The sequence below is a fragment of the Flavobacterium sp. HNIBRBA15423 genome (genome assembly GCF_052655965.1).
Genome location: NZ_CP199751.1, coordinates 765,968 through 787,990 on the forward strand (window position 1 = coordinate 765,968; position 22,023 = coordinate 787,990).

At 28.8% G+C, this 22,023-nt stretch carries 17 protein-coding genes; 10 read left to right on the forward strand and 7 right to left on the reverse strand.

Annotated features, from left to right (window positions below; genetic code table 11):
* Positions 1–679 precede the first annotated feature (679 nt).
* The 6 genes from ACULEV_RS03475 to ACULEV_RS03500 all read left to right on the forward strand — a co-directional run bounded on the left by ACULEV_RS03475 (position 680) and on the right by ACULEV_RS03500 (position 8,171).
* Positions 680–1,228, forward strand: a complete 549-nt coding sequence (locus tag ACULEV_RS03475; RefSeq protein WP_445457286.1) for a hypothetical protein — start codon at positions 680–682, stop codon at positions 1,226–1,228.
* Positions 1,229–1,674: 446 nt separating this feature from the next.
* Positions 1,675–2,988, forward strand: coding sequence for a TolC family protein (locus ACULEV_RS03480; RefSeq protein WP_445457287.1), 1,314 nt, complete (start codon positions 1,675–1,677; stop codon positions 2,986–2,988).
* A 229-nt stretch (positions 2,989–3,217) separates the two neighbouring features.
* Positions 3,218–4,297, forward strand: coding sequence for an efflux RND transporter periplasmic adaptor subunit (locus ACULEV_RS03485; RefSeq protein WP_445457288.1), 1,080 nt, complete (start codon positions 3,218–3,220; stop codon positions 4,295–4,297).
* A 121-nt stretch (positions 4,298–4,418) separates the two neighbouring features.
* Positions 4,419–7,616 (forward strand): efflux RND transporter permease subunit, encoded by a 3,198-nt coding sequence (locus ACULEV_RS03490; RefSeq protein ID WP_445457289.1) that lies wholly within the window; start codon positions 4,419–4,421, stop codon positions 7,614–7,616.
* 49 nt (positions 7,617–7,665) lie between these two features.
* Positions 7,666–7,971 carry a hypothetical protein gene (locus tag ACULEV_RS03495; protein ID WP_445457290.1) on the forward strand — a complete coding sequence of 102 codons (306 nt, stop codon included), beginning with the start codon at positions 7,666–7,668 and terminating at the stop codon, positions 7,969–7,971.
* Positions 7,972–7,982: 11 nt separating this feature from the next.
* Complete coding sequence (locus tag ACULEV_RS03500) at positions 7,983–8,171, forward strand: YgaP family membrane protein (RefSeq protein ID WP_445457291.1); 189 nt, start codon at positions 7,983–7,985, stop codon at positions 8,169–8,171.
* A gap of 121 nt (positions 8,172–8,292) precedes the next feature.
* Here the strand turns inward: ACULEV_RS03500 and ACULEV_RS03505 are convergent, their stop codons facing one another.
* The 4 genes from ACULEV_RS03505 to ACULEV_RS03520 form a co-directional block, all read right to left on the reverse strand.
* Positions 8,293–8,601: a YbjQ family protein gene (locus tag ACULEV_RS03505; protein ID WP_445457292.1), complete on the reverse strand. Its 309-nt coding sequence runs from the start codon at positions 8,599–8,601 to the stop codon at positions 8,293–8,295.
* A 115-nt stretch (positions 8,602–8,716) separates the two neighbouring features.
* Positions 8,717–11,239 (reverse strand): TonB-dependent receptor, encoded by a 2,523-nt coding sequence (locus ACULEV_RS03510; RefSeq protein ID WP_445457293.1) that lies wholly within the window; start codon positions 11,237–11,239, stop codon positions 8,717–8,719.
* Complete coding sequence (locus ACULEV_RS03515) at positions 11,229–12,140, reverse strand: FecR family protein (RefSeq protein WP_445457294.1); 912 nt, start codon at positions 12,138–12,140, stop codon at positions 11,229–11,231. Before ACULEV_RS03515 ends, ACULEV_RS03510 begins: the two co-directional genes overlap by 11 nt.
* 43 nt (positions 12,141–12,183) lie before the next feature.
* Positions 12,184–12,699 (reverse strand): RNA polymerase sigma factor, encoded by a 516-nt coding sequence (locus ACULEV_RS03520; RefSeq protein WP_445457295.1) that lies wholly within the window; start codon positions 12,697–12,699, stop codon positions 12,184–12,186.
* A 255-nt stretch (positions 12,700–12,954) separates the two neighbouring features.
* Here ACULEV_RS03520 and ACULEV_RS03525 point away from each other — a divergent pair, with 255 nt between their 5' ends.
* From ACULEV_RS03525 to ACULEV_RS03535, 3 genes are all read left to right on the forward strand, one after another.
* Positions 12,955–13,983 (forward strand): hypothetical protein, encoded by a 1,029-nt coding sequence (locus ACULEV_RS03525; protein WP_445457296.1) that lies wholly within the window; start codon positions 12,955–12,957, stop codon positions 13,981–13,983.
* Positions 13,984–14,125: 142 nt separating this feature from the next.
* Entirely contained in the window at positions 14,126–15,463 is a 1,338-nt protein-coding gene (ffh, locus tag ACULEV_RS03530; RefSeq protein WP_445457297.1) for a signal recognition particle protein, read from the forward strand.
* A gap of 62 nt (positions 15,464–15,525) precedes the next feature.
* The gene (locus ACULEV_RS03535; RefSeq protein ID WP_445457298.1) at positions 15,526–16,404 is read left to right on the forward strand and encodes a bifunctional 5,10-methylenetetrahydrofolate dehydrogenase/5,10-methenyltetrahydrofolate cyclohydrolase; all 879 of its coding nucleotides are present in this window, start codon (positions 15,526–15,528) and stop codon (positions 16,402–16,404) included.
* 37 nt (positions 16,405–16,441) lie between these two features.
* On the opposite strand, the gene ACULEV_RS03540 is transcribed toward ACULEV_RS03535, so the two are convergent.
* Positions 16,442–16,642, reverse strand: coding sequence for a hypothetical protein (locus tag ACULEV_RS03540; RefSeq protein WP_445457299.1), 201 nt, complete (start codon positions 16,640–16,642; stop codon positions 16,442–16,444).
* 68 nt (positions 16,643–16,710) lie between these two features.
* Entirely contained in the window at positions 16,711–18,306 is a 1,596-nt protein-coding gene (locus ACULEV_RS03545) for a peptide chain release factor 3 (protein ID WP_445457300.1), read from the reverse strand.
* Positions 18,307–18,396: 90 nt separating this feature from the next.
* Here ACULEV_RS03545 and ACULEV_RS03550 point away from each other — a divergent pair, with 90 nt between their 5' ends.
* On the forward strand, positions 18,397–19,023 hold the full coding sequence (locus ACULEV_RS03550; RefSeq protein ID WP_445457301.1) for a response regulator transcription factor: 627 nt from the start codon (positions 18,397–18,399) through the stop codon (positions 19,021–19,023).
* Here ACULEV_RS03550 and ACULEV_RS03555 read toward each other — a convergent pair.
* A complete protein-coding gene (locus ACULEV_RS03555) occupies positions 19,020–22,010 on the reverse strand; it encodes a ligand-binding sensor domain-containing protein (protein ID WP_445457302.1) in 2,991 nt (996 codons plus the stop codon). The two genes, ACULEV_RS03550 and ACULEV_RS03555, sit on opposite strands and share 4 nt — an antisense overlap.
* Between the last annotated feature and the right edge of the window lie 13 nt (positions 22,011–22,023).

The window sequence follows — 22,023 nt, forward strand, 5'->3', positions numbered from 1 at the left end:
CGTTTGTAACATATATCTATTCAAAACAAGATAGCTTTGTGGGATTTTATTATACATATAAACGAGTTAGATGTCATTTAAAAAAACCGCAATCAATGAAATTAGAATCAAACCTGAAATTTATATATTTTCGTGTAGCAATGATTTTTGGAGGTTTAATTTTCTTCATATTTATAATGAGCAAGATTTTAAAACAAACTATAAATTTTGAACTTGAATTGTTAGAGATTTTTATAATTTCAATTTGTTTGTGTACAATTATTTTTTTTGGATTAGTAAATTCAATATTTGTTGAATTAAAAATTTTAAAGTTTCGAAATCTATTTGGGTTTACTTTACGACAAATTTCTCTAGATGAAATTAAAAACATTAAAATTATTTATGAAAACCCAAAATTTCAAGATCAATATTTATTCAATATATTTAGAAAGGATGAAAGAGAAATTACAATATCTCTGCATTTGCAAAATCTTAGAAAATATTCTTTTAATGGATTGATTTTGTCAAAGAAAGGAATAAAATATTTTACCAAAAACAAATACTAAAACGGCATATGATAGTAACTACAACAGATTTTGGCAATTAACTTAATTAAAAAAAACAGTTTTGTATTCGGGATGATTTGGTAGATTCACAAAATAAGTCTTAATTTAGTCCCAAACCTCTATAAAAGATTTTAATGAAACAATTTCTAATAATCCTATTTTTATTTTTAATTTGTAATTTATCAAATGCACAACATACTGATAGATTTAAAAAAATAGTGAGTGAAATTGAGGAAATTGAATCCAAACCAGACACCATTTTTTACAAAAACGGAAAGATTTGGTGGATAAATACAGTTACAACTTATAGATACAATTTAGAAAACTATTCTACTTATTCAGGAAAACAAATTCAATATTATAAAAATGGACAAATTGCAAGTGAAGCTTTTTTAGGAAAATTTGGAAATATATTATCTTGGAATTCTTATGACCGAAAAGGGAACAAAAAAACGGAATCAATAACTACTGAAATAGACTCAAACGCAGATAATCCAACTGAATTTTTCCATTCCGACAAGCATCTCATTTTTAAAAGAAATGTGAAATATTTTAAATACTCATATAAGCTACAAATTTGTTATTTGTTTAAAGAAGGACAAACTTTGAATGGTAAAAGCGTGGGGCTTTGGAAAACTTATAACGAAAAAGGAGAATTAACAAAAGAAAAAATTATTGAATAAAATCCCATTAGTATTCCTTTACAATGAGTACACCTCGTTCTTCGGTAATGTTTAATTAAACATTACCTACTAATCAAATACACAGAACTAGTTATCAATTACACAGAACTAATAATTAAATGCAGAGTTCTATGAATCAAATACACAGAACTAGTTATTGATTACACAGAACTACTAATCAATTGCAGAGTTCTAGTTATTAAATACACAGAACTAATAATCAAATGCAGAGTTCTACTAATCAAGTACACAGTTCTAATAATTAAAAACACAGAACTAGTAATCAAATGCAGTGTTCTATTATTCAAATACACAGTACTAGTTATCAAAAGATGAATTCTAATTTTTTACTCTGTAACCAAAGTTACAACCCTATGTAACACATGTTACCAAAACAGCCATTTTGACATTGTACTTTTGTTTCTGTAATTAAGAATAAAACAACAATGAAGAAAATAAAATTGGTAACCCTTATTGGACTAGTGCTTTTGGTAACAACAAGTTACAGTCAAGAAACGCTTCCCATTTCAAAAGAAGAAGTCGTGCAAAAGGCAACAGAAAAAAGTCTGCAAATAAAAATGGCAGAAGCTTCTTTTCAATCTGCAAAAGCCGATTACCGTCAGTCAAATGCACTTTTTATGCCAAATGTAAACCTGTCTTATACAGGAATTGTAACCACAAATCCCTTAATGGCTTTTGGTTCCAAATTAAATCAAGAAATCCTAACCCAAGCCGATTTCAATCCAGCGTTGCTAAATGACCCAGAAAGAACACAAAATTTTGCAACCATAATTGAAGTCAAACAACCCTTACTAAACATCGATGGCTTATTAGGAAGACAAGCAGCCAAAGCAAAAATGGATGCATTCCAACTGCAAACCGAAAGAACAAAAGAGTATCTAGTATTAGAAACCTCAAAAGCCTATATGCAATTGCAATTAGCCTACAAAGCAGTAGAAGTATTAGAAAAAGCAAATGAAACCGCACAAAGCAACCTAAAAATGGTAGAAAACTACTTCAAAAACGGCATGCTGCAAAAAACCGATTTGTTAAACGTGCAAGTACGTGTCAACGAAATTGCCAACCAATTGCAATATGCCAAAAGTAACGTGCAAAATGCTTCCGATTATTTGGGATTTCTTTTAAACGAAGAGACCAATGGAAAAACCTATAAACCAACGGAGTCATTGGCAAACGAAATCACTTTAGAAGCAATAAACACTAGTCTAAACACATCAAGAAAAGATATCCAAGCCATGGAAAAATCATCAGAAGCTTATAAAAAGATGTTGCAATCTTCAAAATATAGCTTTCTACCTAGATTGAATGCATTTGGTAATTACCAATTATACGATAGTAAATTTTTAAGTACCAATGCTAAAGGCTATTTAATAGGAGCACAATTGTCATGGGATATTTTTGATGGCTATAAAAACATTGGGAAAACCCAAAAAGCAAAAGCCGATTTCAACAAAGCTACCATTGAAACCGAACAATACAAAAAACAAAGCCAGTTAGAAATCAATAAAACCAATCGTCAATTACAAGATGCAGAAAATAAAGTAAATCTATCCAAATTAGCTTTCGAACAAAGTCAAGAAGCTTTCAGAATACGTCAAAACCGATTCACACAAGGATTAGAAAAAACCACCGATTTACTAACATCTGAAACCCAAATGGCTCAAAAGGAATTAGAACACCTACAAGCTGTATTTGAATATAATTTTACGAAAGAATATTTACAGTTTTTGATGGAATAGTGATTAGTGAATAGTGCTTAGTCCTCAGTACTTAGTGGATAGAAGAAAGAAGAAAGAGAATAGAACATAGATTTTAAGATTTATCCAATTTCTTTAATCTGTGTTCCAAAAAATAAAACTTCTCGATACACTTAATACTATAAGTAACGTGATAACTATTAGTAAGATAACAGATAACAGAAAACCGACAACCTAGAACACACAACGTATAACATACAACAATATTAAAATGAAAAAAATAACAACCTTAATTATAGCAACAACACTTACCCTAATTTCATGTGGTAGTGATAAAAAAGAAACTGTAGATAACACACCAGCAATTGTTGTAAAAATATCTGGAAAAAGTACAAACGACACAAGCCCGTATGTATCCGCAAGTGGAAAAATAGAATCAGAAAACAGTGCTAATTTAAGCACAAGAATGATGGGTTATGTAACCAAAGTAAATGTAAAAGTAGGACAAAACGTAAAAGCAGGTCAACAACTAGTAAGCATTAATAATACCGATTTACTAGCAAAAAAAGCACAAGTTGATGCATCAATTACACAAGCAACAGCCGCATTTAACAACGCAAAGAAAGACTATGAACGTTTTACAAACTTGTTTGCACAACAAAGTGCCTCACAAAAAGAACTAGACGACATAACTTCGCGTTACGAAATGGCAAAAGCTGGTTTAGAAGCTGCCAAACAAATGCGTAATGAAGTACTAGCACAATTCTCATATTCTAATATAACAGCACCATTTAGCGGAACAGTAACCAATACTTTTATAAAAGAAGGTGATATGGCAAATCCAGGAATGCCTTTAGTAAGTATAGAAGGTACAGGGAAAATGCAAGTAGTAGCAATGGTTTCAGAAAGTGATATTGCAGCCATAAAAAACGGAATGCCAGTAACCATAAACGTTAAATCTTTAAACAAAGAAGTAACAGGAAAAGTCATAGAAGTAAGTTTGTCAGCTAAAAATACAGGCGGACAATATTTGGTAAAAATAAATCTTGACAAAATGAATAAAAGCATACTATCAGGCATGTTTGTCAACGTTCAATTTCCTATTGAAAAAACAAAAACTACAACAAACACAACAACCGTTTTAGTTCCAGAAAGTGCCTTAGTAAAAGAAGGACAACTAACAGGAGTGTACACCATAGGAAATGGAAACATAGCCATATTACGTTGGTTACGCATCGGAAAAACTTATGGAAATCAAGTAGAAGTTCTATCAGGATTAGCCATAGGCGAGCCTTATATCATTTCAGCAGATGGGAAATTATTTAACGGAGCTAAAATTAGTGTTCAGTAATCAGTAATCAGTAATCAGTAATCAGTGTTCAGTGTTCAGTGATCAGTTTTTAGTCGCAGTTTTCAGTTTTAAGCATTGCCTTTTAAACTTTTAAACTCATAAACATTTAAACTTAAAAAAAATGCAAGAAGGTATATCAGGTAAAATAGCCAATTTCTTCATCAACTCAAAACTAACCATTCTATTAATGGTAGCATTGATGATTATTGGTTCTTATAGTTCGTTCTTAATTCCAAGAGAAGAAGAACCACAAATAAATGTTCCAATGGCAGACGTAATGGTAGGCTATCCTGGAGCAAGCCCTAAAGAAGTGGAAAGCAGAGTCATAAAACCACTAGAAAAAATTATTGGTAACATAAAAGGAGTAGAGCATATTCACAGTATGGCTATGAACGGTCAAGCCATGATGGTGGTGCAATTTTATGTAGGAGAAAACAGTGAAGATTCCTATGTAAAATTATATGACGAGCTAATGAAACATCAAGATATGTTTCCACAAGGAGTATATCAACCTATTGTAAAAACCCGTTCCATAGACGATGTTCCTATGCTAGGATTAACGCTTTGGAGCGAAAATTACAGCGATTTTCAATTGCGTCAAATAGCAGAAGAAGTAACCTCAGAAATTGAAAAAGTAAAAGATGTTGCCATTACTAAAGAAATAGGAGGAAGAACGCGTGAACTAAAAGTAGTTTTAGACAAAGATAAAATGGCTGAAAATAAAGTTGATGCATTAAGTATTATGCAAATGATTCAAGCCAATAACGGAAGCGCTCAATCAGGAAGTTTTGTTCAAAACGACACAGAATATTTAGTAACAACTGGGAAGTTTTTAACCAGTTCAGAAGATGTAGAAAATTTAGTGATTGGTATAAACCAAAATAGACCCGTTTACTTAAAACAAGTGGCAAATATTCAAGATGGTCCACAAACACCAAAGAATTATGTGTCTTTTGGATATGGCAAAGCCAATGAAAAATTCAGTAATTATAAATCAGAATATCCAGCAGTAACTATTTCAGTAGCTAAAGTAAAAGGAGCTGATGCCATGCAAATTGCCGATAAAATTCTAACAAAAGTAGAAAGCTTAAAAAAGAATTTAATTCCTACTGATGTACATCTGGAAGTTTCTCGTAATTATGGAGAAACCGCTTCTCATAAAGTTGGCGAATTATTAATGCACTTAGGTATTGCAATTCTTGCTGTAACTATTTTGGTAATGTTAGCCATGGGTTGGAGAGGAGGATTAGTAGTATTCTTTTCAGTACCATTAACATTTGCACTAACTTTATTTAGTTATTATTTATTGGGCTACACCCTAAATAGAATTACACTTTTTGCATTAGTATTTGTAGTTGGAATTGTAGTAGACGATAGTATCATTATTGCCGAAAACATGCATAGGCATTTTAAAATGAAACGACTTCCATTTAAACAAGCAGCCATCTATGCCATTAATGAAGTAGGAAATCCAACAATCCTAGCTACTTTCACCGTTATCGCAGCTATCTTGCCCATGGCTTTCGTATCTGGAATGATGGGACCATATATGAGTCCAATGCCAATAGGAGCTTCTATTGCTATGTTATTGTCGTTGTTTGTAGCTTTAACAGTTACTCCTTATTTAGGATATCATTTATTACAAGAAAAAGACGAACAAGCACATAAGGAAGAACAAGGTTTAGAAACCTCTTTCATTTATAGAATTTACAAGAAAATAGAACAACCACTATTGGATAATTCGAAAAAACGTAACTTAATGTTTATTGTTACGATAGTATTGTTATTGGGTTCTGTTACTCTATTTTTTACCAAATCGGTAGCTGTGAAAATGTTGCCTTTTGATAATAAAAACGAATTCCAAGTAGTAATCGATATGCCCGAAGGAACTACGTTAGAAAGAACTGCTGTAGTAACCAAAGAAATAGCACAATACCTTTCAACAGTTCCAGAAGTAGTGGATTACCAAAATTACATCGGAGCATCTGCACCTATAACCTTCAACGGATTGGTTCGTCATTACGATATGCGTGGTGGAAGCAATATGGCTGATATTCAAGTGAATTTATTACACAAAGAGGACAGAGATTTACAAAGTCACGATATTGCAAAAGTAGTGCGTCCTGAAGTACAAAAAATTGCTAAAAAATATGGAGCCAATGTAAAAATAGTTGAGGTTCCACCAGGACCACCAGTTTTATCGACATTAGTAGCTGAGGTTTATGGTCCTAATTATGAAGATCAAATTAAAGTAGCTCAGCAAGTAAAAGCCATTTTAGAAGCGACAGATGATGTAGTAGATGCCGATTGGATGGTAGAAGCACCTCAAGTAGAATATAAGCTAGAAGTAGACAGAGAAAAAGCCATGTTAAACGGAATTGCACCACAACAAGTAGTAGGAAATCTAACTTATTTGCTACGTGAAATGCCCGTGTCAAATTTATATGATGAACGTTCCAATAATCCTGTTGGAATTGTACTAACATTAGATGATAAAGATAAAACGTCATTGCAAGATATTCAAAACCTTAAAATTAAAGGTTCGCAAGGAAATGTAATTTCTGTAAGCGATTTAGTAAAAGTAAAAACAGATACTTTACAAAATACTATTTATCGTAAAGATCAAAAAAGAGTAGTGTATGTTTTGGCAGATATGGCTGGAGCATTGGAAAGTCCGGTTTATGCTATTTTAGGAATGAATGAAAAATTGCAAAAAATAAAATTACCAAAAGGCTATTCAGTGGATGAATTATATATGGAACAACCCACAGACGAAAGTAATTTTACCGTAAAATGGGACGGAGAATGGCAAATAACTTTAGAAGTTTTCCGTGATTTAGGAACTGCTTTTCTAGTGGTAATTATTGTAATCTATATGTTAATTGTAGGTTGGTTTCAAAATTTTAAAACACCTATGGTAATGATGGTTGCTATTCCACTTTCATTAGTAGGAATTGTATTAGGCCATTGGATTTTAGGAGCTTTCTTTACTGCAACTTCATTTATAGGTATGATTGCTTTAGCAGGAGTTATGGTCAGGAACTCAGTTTTATTAATTGACTTTATCGAGATTCGCTTGAAAGATGGAGTTCCTATGAAGCAAGCAATAATTGAAGCAGGAGCCGTGAGAACAACACCTATTTTACTCACAACAGGAGCGGTAGTAATTGGAGCCTCAATAATATTATTTGATCCAATTTTCCAAGGATTAGCCATTTCATTAGTAGCTGGAGCTATTGTTTCCACATTACTAACCTTAATTGTTGTACCCTTGATATATTATGTTGTAGAACGAAAAAAATGGGAGAAAAATAAATAATAACAATCTGACAGGTTTCAAAAGCCTGTCAGGTTTAAATAAAAAGCTTATGAAATTAGTAATTATAACAGCCATAGTAGCATTCGATAAAGAAGTCAAGAAAATGCTAAAACAGGCTAAAGTCTTTTCTTATTCGTACAGAGATGTAAAAGGATACAGAGATAGTACAGAAGAAGCACTAGAAAGTAACTGGTTTGGTTCAGAAATGAATGAAACAGAGTCAGTAGTTTTTTATGCTTTTGTAGAAAAACAAAATGTAGATAGTTTGTTTGCTTTAGTGGATGATTTCAATGCCAAGCAACAATCTATTTCACATATTCATCTTGCCGTTTTACAATTAGAAAGATATAATTAAATAAAAAAAATATGATAAATCGATTAATTAGGGCAATCGCTGGAACATTTATAATAATCAGTGTATTATTAGCCATGTATGTTAACCAAAATTGGTTATGGTTCACCATTTTTGTTGGCGCTAATTTGCTACAATCTTCTTTCACAAAATGGTGTTTAATGGAAGATATTCTTAGAAAAGTATTAAAAGTTAAAGAGTAATAACTTTAATTAAAAATGTCGTTTAGCTCATTAAACGGCATTTTATTTCTAAAATATTTGAATATACAGAGTAGTATAATATACTTTTGTGTTGTATTTATTTAGGGATTCAAAAAAAAAATTAATTTATCTTCTTTACTATATTAACCGCAGTTCCTGTTATAATAACACTAATCATATTACTTTCTGTTAGTTCGATATCAACTTTTATACCTACTATAGCATTTGCATTCAATTTTTCAGCATTCTCTTTTAGTTGTGCAAAAGCTTGCTCTTTAGCTTCTGAAATACTATCACTAACTGTTGCATAATATTTTTGCATGCTAAAGGTCATTGTCGTTTTTTGCATATTTACTGCAATTCCAGTTACAATTCCGCAGTACGCAATAATTTTAAAATCTTCAATGGAATTGGTTGTCGTTAAAATCATAATTTATTATTTAATAGGTTTGTGATTACTAATTAGTCTAATAAATCACTCAATTGTTTCAATTTTAGGATAGAAAATGTTAAATAAGAGCTACTTAATTTAAAAGTTTTTTTATTTAAAAAGAATACCTAACATAAGCATTTGGAGTTAATTCTAGAGAATAGATAGTTACTTTTTCAATAGAATTTGTATTCTGATTAATTCTAAAATACTGATTAAGAATGTTCTTAGTGTTAAAAGCATTTTGTATAGAAACTCCTATTTGTAATTTATATAAATCTTTAAAAGAAAAGGTATAACCAGCAGATATGTTAGTTTGAAAATAATTGGGTAATCTATCTGAATTAGGATTATTATAAACAATCGAGTTGTCTTCAATGGAATTATTTAAAGGTAAAGTTGTAGGTCTTCCAGTAAACCATTTACTTCCAAGTGCAATTTTTAAAGGATTAAAATTATAAATAATTCCTAGTCCTATATTGTGTTGAATATCAAAATTATTTGGAAATTTTTTGGGTACAAAAAAGTCAAATGTATAATTGTTTTTTGAGATAGTATAACTAATCCAAGAAGTGAAATTTTTTATCTGTTTTTGAACTAATAGTTCAGAACCAATAGTAGTATATTCACCAATGATTTTTTCAAATTCCAATTGGTTTTGAAAACCTTGACTTTTAGAGGTAATTCCTTCTACTTTTTTGTAAAAATTATCCATAGAAAATAACCAATTTCTTTTTTTAAAAGTAATGCCTAATGCAATTTGATTACTGCTAACAATAGGAATATCTTCATTGTTTACCAAAATCCATCTTCTTTTTTCAACACCTAAAAAGTCTTGTTGTAAATCTATGATTTGTGAACTGGTTTGGTTTTTTTTTTCTGCTAAAAGTTGAGTCGAAAAGAAGTTAGATAATTGATAATTAATTCGTAGTCTAGGTTCAAAAATAAAAGTGTTAAATTGAGAAATATAATTGTGTCTAATTCCAAAAGACGAATTGAATTTCTGATTGTTTGAAAGATATTCAATTTCAGTTATTAAAGCATGATTGTGTAAAACCTCTTTTGTTTTTCTAGAAAATGAAGGAGTATTAACTTTATCAAAATTTTGGATGCCAATTTCATTAAATTGATAACCATTTTTAAATGTAAATTGAGCATTCAATATATGGCTATTTTCCATTCTAATTCCAGTATCTAAAATAGCGTTTTCTTGTGTAAATATTTGATTACCAATTATTGATTCGTTTTTAGAGTCTATTTTGTAAAAAGAACCATATAAAATTAGTTTAGAAGTGTTTTTTGAATTCCAATCGGTTTTAAAAATAAGACTACCACCTAAAGATTTTTGCCCTAGAGTACTATTTTTTACTATTGTATTATTGTTTTCTTCTTTACTCTGATTTAAATCTAACTGGTTAGAAATGGTTATAAAATTTACTTGAAGGTTGCTTTTTTCTTTTATTTTCTGATTAAATTGTAAGGTAGCATCATAGAAATAGAAATTTTCATTGGTATTAAATGCAATGTTTTGATTGTCTGAAAAATTAGTAACAATAGTATTTTGAAAAATTCGCTGAAAATAATTGGTATAAGTTGGGGAACGAAAAAAATCGGTATATGATCTTCTTCCACTTATAGCTAAAGACGATTTGTTTGAAATGGTAAAATGAGTGTTGAAGTCAATATTTAATAGGTTTAACCCAATTGAACTACGTTTTTCAGTAGTACTATCAGCAGAAATGGTAACAGTGCTTGAAACACTTTCTCCATAAAAAGCAGATGTACCATTTTTTATGATATTAATTTTATTGGGAAGATTTGGATTTAAAACAGAAATTAAACCATAAAAATGACCCGTTTGAAAGAGCCTAATATCATTATAAATAAATAAATTTTGATCATGTGAACCGCCTCTTGTATTAATATTTGAAACAGTTTCATCTATACTTGAAATTCCAGGTAATTGTTTCATGGTTTGAAATACATCAGGTTCAGTTAAACCAGGAAGAATTGAAAATTTTTTTGGTTGAATTTCAAAAGAACCATCTATTTTTTTACTAATACCTTTGGTTAAATAAACTTCGGCTATAACTTCGTTTAATTGACTAGAATTTGGATTTAAAACAAGTTCAATGCAATCATTTTCTTTAAACTTATTAGTTTCTAAAACTGTTTTTTTATAGCCTAAATGACTTATTTCTATGGAATAAGATGAATTATAGGGTAACTCAAAATATCCTTTTTCATCCGAAACAGTAAAAATAGTTGTACTGATGTAATTTATTGAAGCATTTTCTATTTTTTCATTGGTTTGACTATCAATTAAATAACCGCAAAGTACCTTTTTTTGTTTTTGATCTAAAACAATTGAAATGTAATTTTCTGTAATAAAATAGAATTTTAAATGGGTTGTTTTTGAGATGTAGTCTAATTTTTCTTTAAGATTTAAATTTGGATTAGGTGGAATAATTTTAAAAACAGCAATTTCATTTTCTAAATAATTAAAAACAATATTCTCTTTCTCTGAAATTGAGATTAAAATAGTTTTTAATTCAATAGTATTGCCCTTGTCTTGAGCAGTAGCTTGCAAAACAAGGGCAATGAAAAACAAACATGAAAAACATAGTTTAAATCTCATCCATTTTTTTCAATTCATATTGAAAATTAGAAACTTTTTTTGTTTGTAATTGGAAGGTTGTGGCTATAATCTGTAACGCAACTTCTATGTTATTATTGGGTATTTCTCCAGTAAATAATTGATTTGTAGATTCTAAATCACACTTTATGGAGATATTGTATTGACGTTCAATTTCTTCCAGTATGTTTTTTAATTGTTCTTGATCAAATACTATTTCATTGTTTAACCAGCTAGGCATAGTTTCAGCTGTTTTCTTTTGAATTATAAGGTCATTGTTTTCAAAAGAAACTTTATCACTTTGTTTTAAGATAATGGTTTTGTCATTATAATCTACTTTTACTTTTCCTTCAAAACAAATAACATCAAAGCGATTATTTCTTGCTTTTACATTAAATTTAGTTCCTAAAACAGTTACTTTACCTAAATTAGTGTTTACTTCAAACTTTTTTCCTTTGGCTACTTTAAAATAAGCTTCACCAGTAAGATGTAATGTTCTATTATTTTCCCAGTTCTTTTCTTTATATTTAAGTTCTGAATCTGAATTCAAGGTAATTTTAGAATTATCAGGAAGAACAAATGTAGATTTATGTCCTTTCTCAACAAATTCTACAACACTATTGTTTTCTTGATAAAACATATAAACACCTAATGAAATAAGAATTAATGCCACAATTCTAAAAAACCAATTTTGAGCTATTTGGATTACTTTAGTAGAATCATTTTTTCTTAATTTTATTTTATTAAGCAAATCATCTTCATCAAATTCTTTTGTTTTTAATTGAGCTGAATACTCCTTAATATTTTTATATATAGAATAATCTTGACTTTTTTTAAAATCATTTATTTCTTCCGTGGTTAATTCATTATTAATCCATTTGGCAAGCATATATTTTTCTTCCATTAATGTTGCTTTTTAATAATAAACAAGTTAAATCATTTTTACCCTACTTAAAATTGGTTATCTCTTTTTTAATTTCTATTAAAGCTAAGTGAATTCTTTTTTCGACAGCTTTAACACTTATGTTCAATTCTTCAGCAATTTCTGAATATTTTTTACCATCTATTCTATGCATTAAAAAAGCAATTCGTTGCGTTTCATTAATAGTATTAATTGCCTTTAATAATTTTTCTTTAAATTGTTTCTGTTCTAATATGTGCTCAGGATTTTCATTATTCCTGTCATCTAATTTATTGTTTTTTGAATATTCTAATATTACTTTTTGGTGAGAGATTACATTTAAAGAAGCATTATTCGCAACAGTATAAAGATAAGACTTTGCTTTTTCTATTGGAATATCTTTACAATTTTGCCACAATTTCACAAAAGCTTCTTGTGTAATGTCTTCTGCTTGCTCCTCATTGCCAAATTTATACAAAAGGTAATTACGCAACGATTTTACATTTGATTTAAAAAAAGCAGTAAAAAATCGTTCTTCACAAATGTTATTTTTGTTTTCCATTAAAAAATATATAAAAACAGGTAGGGTAAAATGTAATGCAACTGTTTAATATAGATAAACAAATTTATGAAAATAAACTCAATAATTTGAAATTTATATTATAAGCATGCTAACAAACAAAAAATCATTTGAAGAGAAAAAAATAAATTATTTTATTATTCAAACAACTATATGGTGTTTAATTTTGTTACTCGCTTTTAATTTGTTTACATTGTAATGGAATAAAATATTGAGATTTGAAAGTATTTATAATTTATGAAAACATTAAATAGTATAGTATTAATCGCTTTATTATTCTTTACCCTTTCTTGTCAAAAGGAAAAAATTGAGATTAGTGAAGAAACAAATAACAGTTTAAGAGCAAATGCCCCTTTATATGAAATAATGGCTAGAGTAGCTCAAAACCCTACATCTCAGGATAATGTTTTGGATAATTCAAGTTGTTTTATGGTGCAACTTCCTGTGGATGTTATTGTTAATGGTCAACAAATCACAGTTAGTAATGCCTCTGATTATCAAACTGTTCAAAATGCAATAGACGCTTTTTCAGGTGATGATGATATTGTGAATTTTATATTCCCAATAGTCATTCAATTTCAAAATTTTGAATTGCAAACAATTAATAATGTAGATGAACTAGATGAAGTGTTAGATGATTGTGATGAAGATGATGATTTTAATGAAATAGATTGTATTTCTATAAATTATCCTATTGTAATAAATACTTATGATAGTAATAATCAAATAGCAAGTGCTACTACAATTCAAAATAATATTGATTTATATGATTTCTTTGAAACTATAGAAGGTAATATTTATGTTTCAATTAGTTATCCCATTTCAATAGTTAATTCCAACGGACAGAATGTTGTAATTAATTCTAATGGACAATTAGAAAATGCAATTGAAAACGCTATAGAAGAATGTGGTAATAATTCAAGTAATGGTATTACATTAGAATCTGTTATAACTGATGGTACTTGGTATGTATCCTATTTTTTTAAAAATAATATAGATATTACTGCTGATTTTAATGGTTATAATTTAACTTTTAATGTTAATGGTACTACTGAAGTTACTGGAAATGGAAACCTTATTACTGGAAATTGGGAAATAAATTCCAACTCAAGTGAGAGAAAATTAGAATTAGAATTTGATGATAATGCTTTAGTTAGATTACAAGAAAAATGGAAAGTAGTAGAATATTCCACTACTTTGGTTAAGTTAAGATTGGTAGGAGAAGGTAATGGAGGAAATAATTACTTATACCTATCTAAGAATTAAAATTTGGTTTTTTATTAGTTTTTGCCCCAAGTTAAAACCAGTCTTTTAGACTGGTTTTTTTATTTGAAACAAGTTTCTTTTCTCACTTTGAAACTTTTACACTTTATACTATCTTTGCAACTTATTAAAATCAAATACTATTATGTTTAATAATTTAACTGATAAATTAGATAAAGCGTTTCATATATTAAAAGGACATGGTAAAATTACCGATGTTAATGTAGCAGATACTTTAAAAGAAGTAAGACGAGCACTTCTTGATGCCGATGTTAACTTTAAGATTGCTAAGGATTTTACTTCTAAAGTAAAAGAAAAAGCAATAGGTGAAAATGTATTAACAACACTTCAGCCAGGTCAGTTATTAGTTAAAATTGTTAAAGATGAATTAACTGAATTAATGGGTGGTGATGTAGCAGGAATTAATTTATCTGGAACACCTTCTGTAATATTAATGTCTGGTTTACAAGGTTCTGGTAAAACTACTTTTTCTGGTAAATTAGCCAATTTTTTAAAATCTAAAAAAGGAAAAAAACCATTATTAGTTGCTTGTGATATTTATCGTCCAGCTGCTATTAATCAGCTGCATGTTGTTGGAGATCAAATAGGAGTAGAAGTATATTCAGAACCTGAAAATAAAAATCCAGTTGAAATTGCTCAAAATGCAATTAAGCATGCTAAAGCAAATGGTTTTAATGTGGTTATTGTTGATACTGCTGGTCGTTTAGCAGTTGATGAAGAGATGATGACTGAAATTGCAAATGTTCACAAAGCAATTCAACCACAAGAAACCTTGTTTGTTGTAGATGCTATGACAGGTCAAGATGCAGTAAATACAGCAAAAGCTTTTAATGATAGATTAAATTTTGATGGAGTTATACTTACAAAATTAGATGGTGATACACGAGGAGGAGCTGCTATTTCAATTAAATCGGTTGTAAATAAACCTATTAAATTTATTGGTACAGGAGAAAAAATGGATGCCATTGATATATTCTATCCTTCTCGTATGGCTGATAGAATTTTAGGAATGGGTGATGTTGTTTCTTTGGTAGAAAGAGCTCAAGAACAGTATGATGAAGAAGAAGCAAGAAAATTACAAAAGAAAATTGCAAAAAATGAGTTTGGTTTTGACGATTTTTTGAGTCAAATTCAACAGATTAAGAAAATGGGAAGCATGAAAGATCTTGTTGGAATGATTCCAGGAGCTGGAAAAGCACTTAAAGATGTTGAAATTGAAGATGATGCCTTCAAACATATTGAAGCAATAATTCAATCTATGACACCTGCGGAAAGAAGTAAACCATCCCTTATAGATGTAAAACGTAAAACTAGAATTGCAAAAGGTGCAGGTAGAAAGATTGAAGAAGTAAACCAATTGATGAAGCAATTTGATCAAATGAGTAAGATGATGAAAATGATGCAAGGAGGAGGAGGCAAGAATCTTATGAAAATGATGGGTGGCATGAAAGGAATGAAATAATACAAAGACGCGAAATTTCGCGTCTTCTTTTTTTATATAATAACTACACTAACAACAACAGAATGAATTTATTAGATGGTAAAAAAGTTTCGGAAGAAATTAAAAATGAAATTGCTGCCGAAGTTGCAAGAATGAAAGAGAATAATGAGAAAGTGCCTCATTTAGCTGCTATAATAGTAGGTAATGATGGAGCAAGTTTGACTTATGTAGGTAGTAAAGTGAAATCTTGTGAACGTGTTGGTTTTGAATCAACTCTTGTAAAGATGCCAAGTACTACTTCTGAAACGGAACTTTTAAAGAAAATTAAAGAGTTAAATGAAGATGATAATATTGATGGATTTATAGTTCAATTACCATTACCAGAACAAATCGATACTCAAAAAATAATTATGACTATTGATCCAAGTAAGGACGTAGACGGTTTTCATCCTGAGAATTTTGGGAAAATGGCTTTAGATATGACCACTTTTATTCCAGCTACTCCTTTTGGTATTCTAGAATTGTTAGAAAGATATAATGTAGAAACAAAAGGCAAACATACTGTAGTAATTGGTAGAAGTCATATTGTAGGAAGGCCAATGAGCATTTTAATGGGAAGAAAAGGATTTCCTGGAAATTCAACGGTTACTTTAACACATAGTCACACTAAAAATATCAACCAGATAACAAGTCAGGCAGATATTATTATTACAGCATTAGGTGTTCCAAATTATTTAAAAGCAGAAATGATTAAGGATGACGCTGTAATTATCGATGTAGGTATAACTCGTGTTCCTGATGACTCAGAAAAAGGGTATAAAATTACGGGTGATGTAGATTTTGAAAATGTTTCTAAAAAAGCTTCATTTATAACACCAGTTCCAGGAGGTGTTGGACCAATGACAATTGCTATGTTGTTGAAAAATACTTTATTAGCGAGAGAACAAAAACGAAATAAATAATTTCTTTTAATAAAAAAAGTTGCGAAGGCAACTTTTTTTATTTTTGAATATTCTGATACTTATTTTTGAAATAAAAAACCATAAATGCAATTCCTAGAAGCGCTAACCAAATTAATTTTGAATTAATTGGCGCTGCTGGTGGATCATCATCTGCTGGTGGATCTTCTTGAGCAAAAGTAACAAAGCTAAATAAGCTCACAAATAATGTGAGGTAAAAAATTACTAATTTAGATTTCATTTTATTCTAGGTTAATTGGGTTAGCAGTATTTGATTTAGAATAAATACGTTACAATGATATTAAAAAATCATGAAATACGAAAATCTGATGTAAAAAATAATTCCACACTAGGATATTTTTGTTGTGTCATTTGTATTGAAAATTCACTATCTGCTAAAAATACCAATTGGCCATATTTATCATGACCTAGAAATTTTTGTTTTACTCTTCTAAATTCGGCAAATTCCTCATTTTTAGGATCTTTTGGTTTTACCCAACATGCTTTGTGAGCAGGAAAATTTTCATAGTTGCATTTAGCACCATACTCATGTTCTAAACGATATTGAATTACTTCATATTGAAGAGCACCAACAGTTCCAATTACTTTTCTTCCATTCATTTCTAGAGTGAATAGTTGCGCTACACCTTCGTCCATTAATTGGTCAATTCCTTTTTCTAATTGTTTTGACTTTAAAGGATCTGCATTATTGATGTATCTAAAATGCTCTGGAGAAAAACTAGGAATACCTTTAAAATTCATTTTTTCCCCTTCAGTTAAAGTATCTCCAATTTTAAAATTACCTGTATCATGAAGTCCAACAATATCACCAGCATAAGAGATGTCTACAATTTCTTTCTTTTCAGCAAAAAAAGCATTAGGACTAGAAAATTTAATGTTTTTTCCATGTCTTACATGTAAATAGGGTTTATTTTTTTCAAAAGTACCAGATACAATTTTAATAAAGGCAAGTCTATCTCTGTGTTTAGGATCCATGTTGGCATGAATTTTAAAAACAAAACCACTAAATTTTTCTTCATCAGGTTCGACTAATCGTGTGTCAGATTCTTTAGCTCTTGGTGTTGGAGCTATTTCTATAAAACAATCTAATAATTCTCTAACTCCAAAATTATTTAATGCCGAACCAAAAAAAACAGGTTGTAATTCACCATTTAGATACTCAGATTCACTAAAACTTGGATAAACTTCATTTATAAGTTCTAGTTCTTCTCTTAATTTTTGAGCTGGTTTTTCTCCAATTATTTTTTCTAATTCTTTGCTATCTATGTCAGAAAAAGCAATTGTTTCTTCTATATTTTTTCGACTATCTCCTTCAAATAGATTGATGTTTTTCTCCCAAATATTGTAAATTCCTTGAAAATCATAACCCATTCCTATGGGATAACTTAGAGGAGTAACTCTAAGTTTTAGCTTTTGCTCTACTTCATCCATTAAATCAAAAGCATCTTTACCTTCACGATCTAATTTGTTAATAAAAACAATCATAGGAATATTTCGCATTCTACAAACTTCCACTAGTTTTTCAGTTTGTTCCTCAACACCTTTTGCTACATCAATTACAACAATTACACTATCAACTGCTGTTAGTGTTCTAAAAGTGTCTTCTGCAAAGTCTTTATGACCTGGTGTGTCTAGAATGTTTATTTTTTTATTTTTATAATTAAAAGCGAGTACAGAAGTAGCTACAGATATTCCTCTTTGACGTTCTATTTCCATAAAATCAGAAGTAGCTCCTTTTTTTATTTTATTACTTTTTACGGCACCAGCTTCTTGAATAGCACCACCAAATAATAATAATTTTTCAGTTAAAGTAGTCTTACCTGCATCAGGATGTGATATAATTCCAAATGTACGTCTTCTTTTTATTTCGTCTTTAAAACCCATGTGTAATAATTTGGTGCAAAAATAGTACTAAAAAATCACATTATAATATAGGATTAATTTATTATTTTAGCATTTATAAATTTCCATCTAATGAGTTATAAAATTTTAATTGTTGATGACCACTTAGTTATTAAGGCTGGTGTTTCAATTATTTTAAATGGAGAATTTGATAATTTAGATATTCAATACAGTTCAACTTTTAGTGAAACTTTGGAAAAAGTTAAGTTGTTTAATTATGATTTAATCATTTTAGATATTAATATTCCTGGTGGAAAAAATATTGAAATGATTTCAGAAATTAGAGCTATTCTTCATGAAGTAAAAATACTTATGTTTTCTGCGCATGAAGAAGAATTTTATGCATTAAGATATATTTATGCTGGTGCAGATGGTTTTTTAAATAAACTGAGTAGTGAAGAAAGAATAGTTGAAGCGGTTAAATCAATTATGGATTATGGGAAATATTTGACTGATGATTTAATGGATCAATTAAATGATAGTAAATTTAATAAAGAACTTTTAAATCCGTTTGATAAACTTTCTAAACGAGAAATTGAAATTGTAAATTTATTGGTTAGTGGAGATGGTAATCTTGAAATTTCAAATAGTTTAGGAATACAAATGTCTACGGTGAGTACTTATAAAAATAGAATCTTCGAAAAATTGAAAATCAATAATTTGGTTGAATTAATAGAAAAGTATCAAATATATAATTAATTGGTATCTAAAATTAGAGTTATTTTTGTGCCTTCATTTTCTTTCGAATAAATTTTTAATTCCCCTTTTAATAAGCGTAAAAGTTCTAAAACCAAATGAAGACCAAGACCATAATTTTGTATGGCAAGTTTATCTGTTTCAAAGTTTTTTTGAAGATTTAAATAATAATCTTTAATTTCTTTAGGCATGCCTGAGCCTGTATCTTCTATACTAATGTAAATTTTGTCTGTTGTAATATTAGTTTCAATTGCTATTGTGCCACTAATTGTGTTTTTTATAGCGTTATCTAATAAATTATGAACGATAATTCCAATTACTTTTTCATTTAAGTTTATCTGAGTAGGAGCAAAGTTTTTATAAGTTATTGTTACTGCATTTGCTTCAGCCATATTCTTAAATAAATTAATTTTTTCGAGAATTATAATATCAATATTTTCTTTTCTTAATTTATTAATATCATTATGTTCCATAAAAATTTTAGAATAATCGACTAAATTTTCTACAAAACGGTACAATTGATTGGCTGAATCATGTACTATTTTTGCATTGTCTTTAATGGTTTCATTTTCCGAAAACAATAATTTGTCATTCAAGTGTTTTGCAGTAATTGATAGAAATTTTAATGGACTTTTAATATCATGACTAATAGTTCCAATTAGTTTTTTTTGTTGAATTATTTCCTGAGTTAAACTATTTTTAGTGATTTTCAATGTATCAATAGTTTTAATTAAAGTGCTTGTTCGTTCATGGACAATTTGTTCAAGTTCTTCGTTTTTCTTTTGAATGTAATAGTATCTTAGTCGAATACCGTATACAAATATCCCTATAATTAGTAAGTAAACAATTATTTTAAACCAAAGGGTTTCATAATATAAAAATGGCACACAAATAATAATTTTTTTAGTTTGATATTTTGAAGAAAAATCCCCTAATTTTCTAATAAATAAGGTATGTTGTCCAGGAGGTAAATGGGTAAAACTAATTGTTTTTTCGTTTAAAATATTTACCCATTTGCTATCTTCTTCAAGCTGAAGTCTAGCTTCAAAATGAATGTTGTTTTTATTACCAAAATAAGGAAAATCTATTTTTATATTTAAACGATTGTTCTCTCTATCTGTAAATAAAGTATCGTTGAAATAAATTGTTTTGTTTTCAGTTTCAACTTCATTAATAAAAAAATCACCTGAGGGTAATATTTTGTTTACCTTTTCAGGATGAAAAACAACTAACCCATTTAAACTTGGATAAACATAATAACCATTATCAAGTTTAACATTGCAAGGTTGACATCCACCGTTAAATTCATTGGTTAAAAAGCCATTTTCAGTATCATAATGATGATAATAAATAGGTGATTTGTCTTCAATATGTTTTAATAAACTTTTTTTATCAACTTCAATTAAACCTTTATTTGTACTAATCCAAAAATGCCCATTGTTATCTTCATTTATGCAATGTGCTGAAGTTAAAAACTGGTTGATGTCATATGGAAGTTTATAGAAGATGTCGTTTTGAAGTAAGCTAAAACCATTATTATAGGTGCAAACCCATACTTTTTGGTCTTTACAAATAAAAATACTTCTCACCTCATTTTTGCCAGTTGGTATTCTTTTAATCTTATTTTTAGTTTCATCATAAGTAATAATTGTTTTTTTTCCAACCATTAAAATGGAATGATTTTGTGTTTCTACAAAAAAACTTACTGGTTCTACAATATGTTTTAAAAAAACGGGAGTAATTTCTTTACTATTAGCATTAATTGTTGCTACAACAGCCAATTCATTTTCGTCATTTTTAAAACCAATCCAAATCTTATTTTTTGAATCACAAAAAATTCCAGAAACTTCTAAATTAAAATTAATTATATCATGTGATTTGTAGTTTGTTATTTTATTTAATCGAATTAGCTTGTTCTTGTTCTGAATCCAAATGTTTTTTTGATGGTCAATTGTAATTCCATATAGAGAACCCGAGGTATTTAATTTTAAATCTCTTATGATTTTATCTTTGTTATAAAATTCTCCTTTTGCAGTAACAAATTCATTTTGAGATATTGGGATAGCTCCATAATAAACGTTGTTAATATTATTTTTATTTGTTAATATTTTAAATTTATTAAGCGTAAATATGGCTAAGCCTTTATTATCTGTTCCAATGAATAATTTATTGTTTTTTAAGTCATAGTATGCGCAACGAATAATGTAATCTCTATTGTTATTTTGTTTATGCAAAGTCGTTAAATAGAGTTTTTTAGTTGTTTTCTTTAGTAATAATGTTTCTTTAGGAGTACAAATAAAATATTGTTGAGATAAATGATTATAAATTATTTTTGAATTTGCAGGAATGTTTATCTTATTCAAAGTTTGAAATTTATCTTTATATAAAGAGTAAGTTCCATTAGATTCCATACAAATTAAATCGTTTTCAATTAGGAAATAATCATTAGTTGGACTGTATTTATGCCCAACTTCTGTTGTTGTGTTACTTTTTTTATCAAAAAATGATATTTTATTCATTTTTATTAAATAATAATTTCCTTTTGAATCATAAATTTTAGTGTCAAGTAAACCAAGATTTGTTCTGTAATTATAATCTAGATAAAATCTTTTGTTTTCATATTCTAATGCCATTTTCTCAGGAGCTACTTTTTTAAGTTTAGTTGCTTTCCTCTTTGTTATAAAAATATTGTCTGAATAGCCTTCAGTAAAAGACCTTAAGGAATCTTGTTGAATATTCCCACTAAGATATAGAAACCTGTTTGAAGTAGTATTAGTGTTTGAACTATTATAAACCTTAAATTTTTCACCATCAAATCGTACTAATCCATTTTCAGTAGTCATCCAAATAAAACCATATTTATCAGGAGAAATACTCTTAACAGAATTTTGAGGCAAATGTTTTGTATCAGCAGAATACCATTCTTCATGAAAATTCTGTTGAGAATATCCAAATTGAAGTAAGAGTAATATGAGATAAAATCTGTTCAATAGCTTTTTATGT

What these genes read in the sequence shown, in the direction of transcription:
- ACULEV_RS03510 (WP_445457293.1), bottom strand. Translation starts at nt 11,239, where the DNA reads ATGAGATTTAAACTATGTTTTTCATGTTTGTTTTTCATTGCCCTTGTT.
- ACULEV_RS03520 (WP_445457295.1), bottom strand. Translation starts at nt 12,699, where the DNA reads ATGGAAAACAAAAATAACATTTGTGAAGAACGATTTTTTACTGCTTTT.
- ACULEV_RS03500 (WP_445457291.1), top strand. Translation starts at nt 7,983, where the DNA reads ATGATAAATCGATTAATTAGGGCAATCGCTGGAACATTTATAATAATC.
- ACULEV_RS03480 (WP_445457287.1), top strand. Translation starts at nt 1,675, where the DNA reads ATGAAGAAAATAAAATTGGTAACCCTTATTGGACTAGTGCTTTTGGTA.
- ACULEV_RS03540 (WP_445457299.1), bottom strand. Translation starts at nt 16,642, where the DNA reads ATGAAATCTAAATTAGTAATTTTTTACCTCACATTATTTGTGAGCTTA.
- ACULEV_RS03550 (WP_445457301.1), top strand. Translation starts at nt 18,397, where the DNA reads ATGAGTTATAAAATTTTAATTGTTGATGACCACTTAGTTATTAAGGCT.
- ACULEV_RS03525 (WP_445457296.1), top strand. Translation starts at nt 12,955, where the DNA reads ATGAAAACATTAAATAGTATAGTATTAATCGCTTTATTATTCTTTACC.
- ACULEV_RS03485 (WP_445457288.1), top strand. Translation starts at nt 3,218, where the DNA reads ATGAAAAAAATAACAACCTTAATTATAGCAACAACACTTACCCTAATT.
- ACULEV_RS03545 (WP_445457300.1), bottom strand. Translation starts at nt 18,306, where the DNA reads ATGGGTTTTAAAGACGAAATAAAAAGAAGACGTACATTTGGAATTATA.
- ACULEV_RS03515 (WP_445457294.1), bottom strand. Translation starts at nt 12,140, where the DNA reads ATGGAAGAAAAATATATGCTTGCCAAATGGATTAATAATGAATTAACC.
- ACULEV_RS03505 (WP_445457292.1), bottom strand. Translation starts at nt 8,601, where the DNA reads ATGATTTTAACGACAACCAATTCCATTGAAGATTTTAAAATTATTGCG.
- ACULEV_RS03490 (WP_445457289.1), top strand. Translation starts at nt 4,419, where the DNA reads ATGCAAGAAGGTATATCAGGTAAAATAGCCAATTTCTTCATCAACTCA.
- ACULEV_RS03535 (WP_445457298.1), top strand. Translation starts at nt 15,526, where the DNA reads ATGAATTTATTAGATGGTAAAAAAGTTTCGGAAGAAATTAAAAATGAA.
- ACULEV_RS03475 (WP_445457286.1), top strand. Translation starts at nt 680, where the DNA reads ATGAAACAATTTCTAATAATCCTATTTTTATTTTTAATTTGTAATTTA.
- ACULEV_RS03495 (WP_445457290.1), top strand. Translation starts at nt 7,666, where the DNA reads ATGAAATTAGTAATTATAACAGCCATAGTAGCATTCGATAAAGAAGTC.
- ffh (WP_445457297.1), top strand. Translation starts at nt 14,126, where the DNA reads ATGTTTAATAATTTAACTGATAAATTAGATAAAGCGTTTCATATATTA.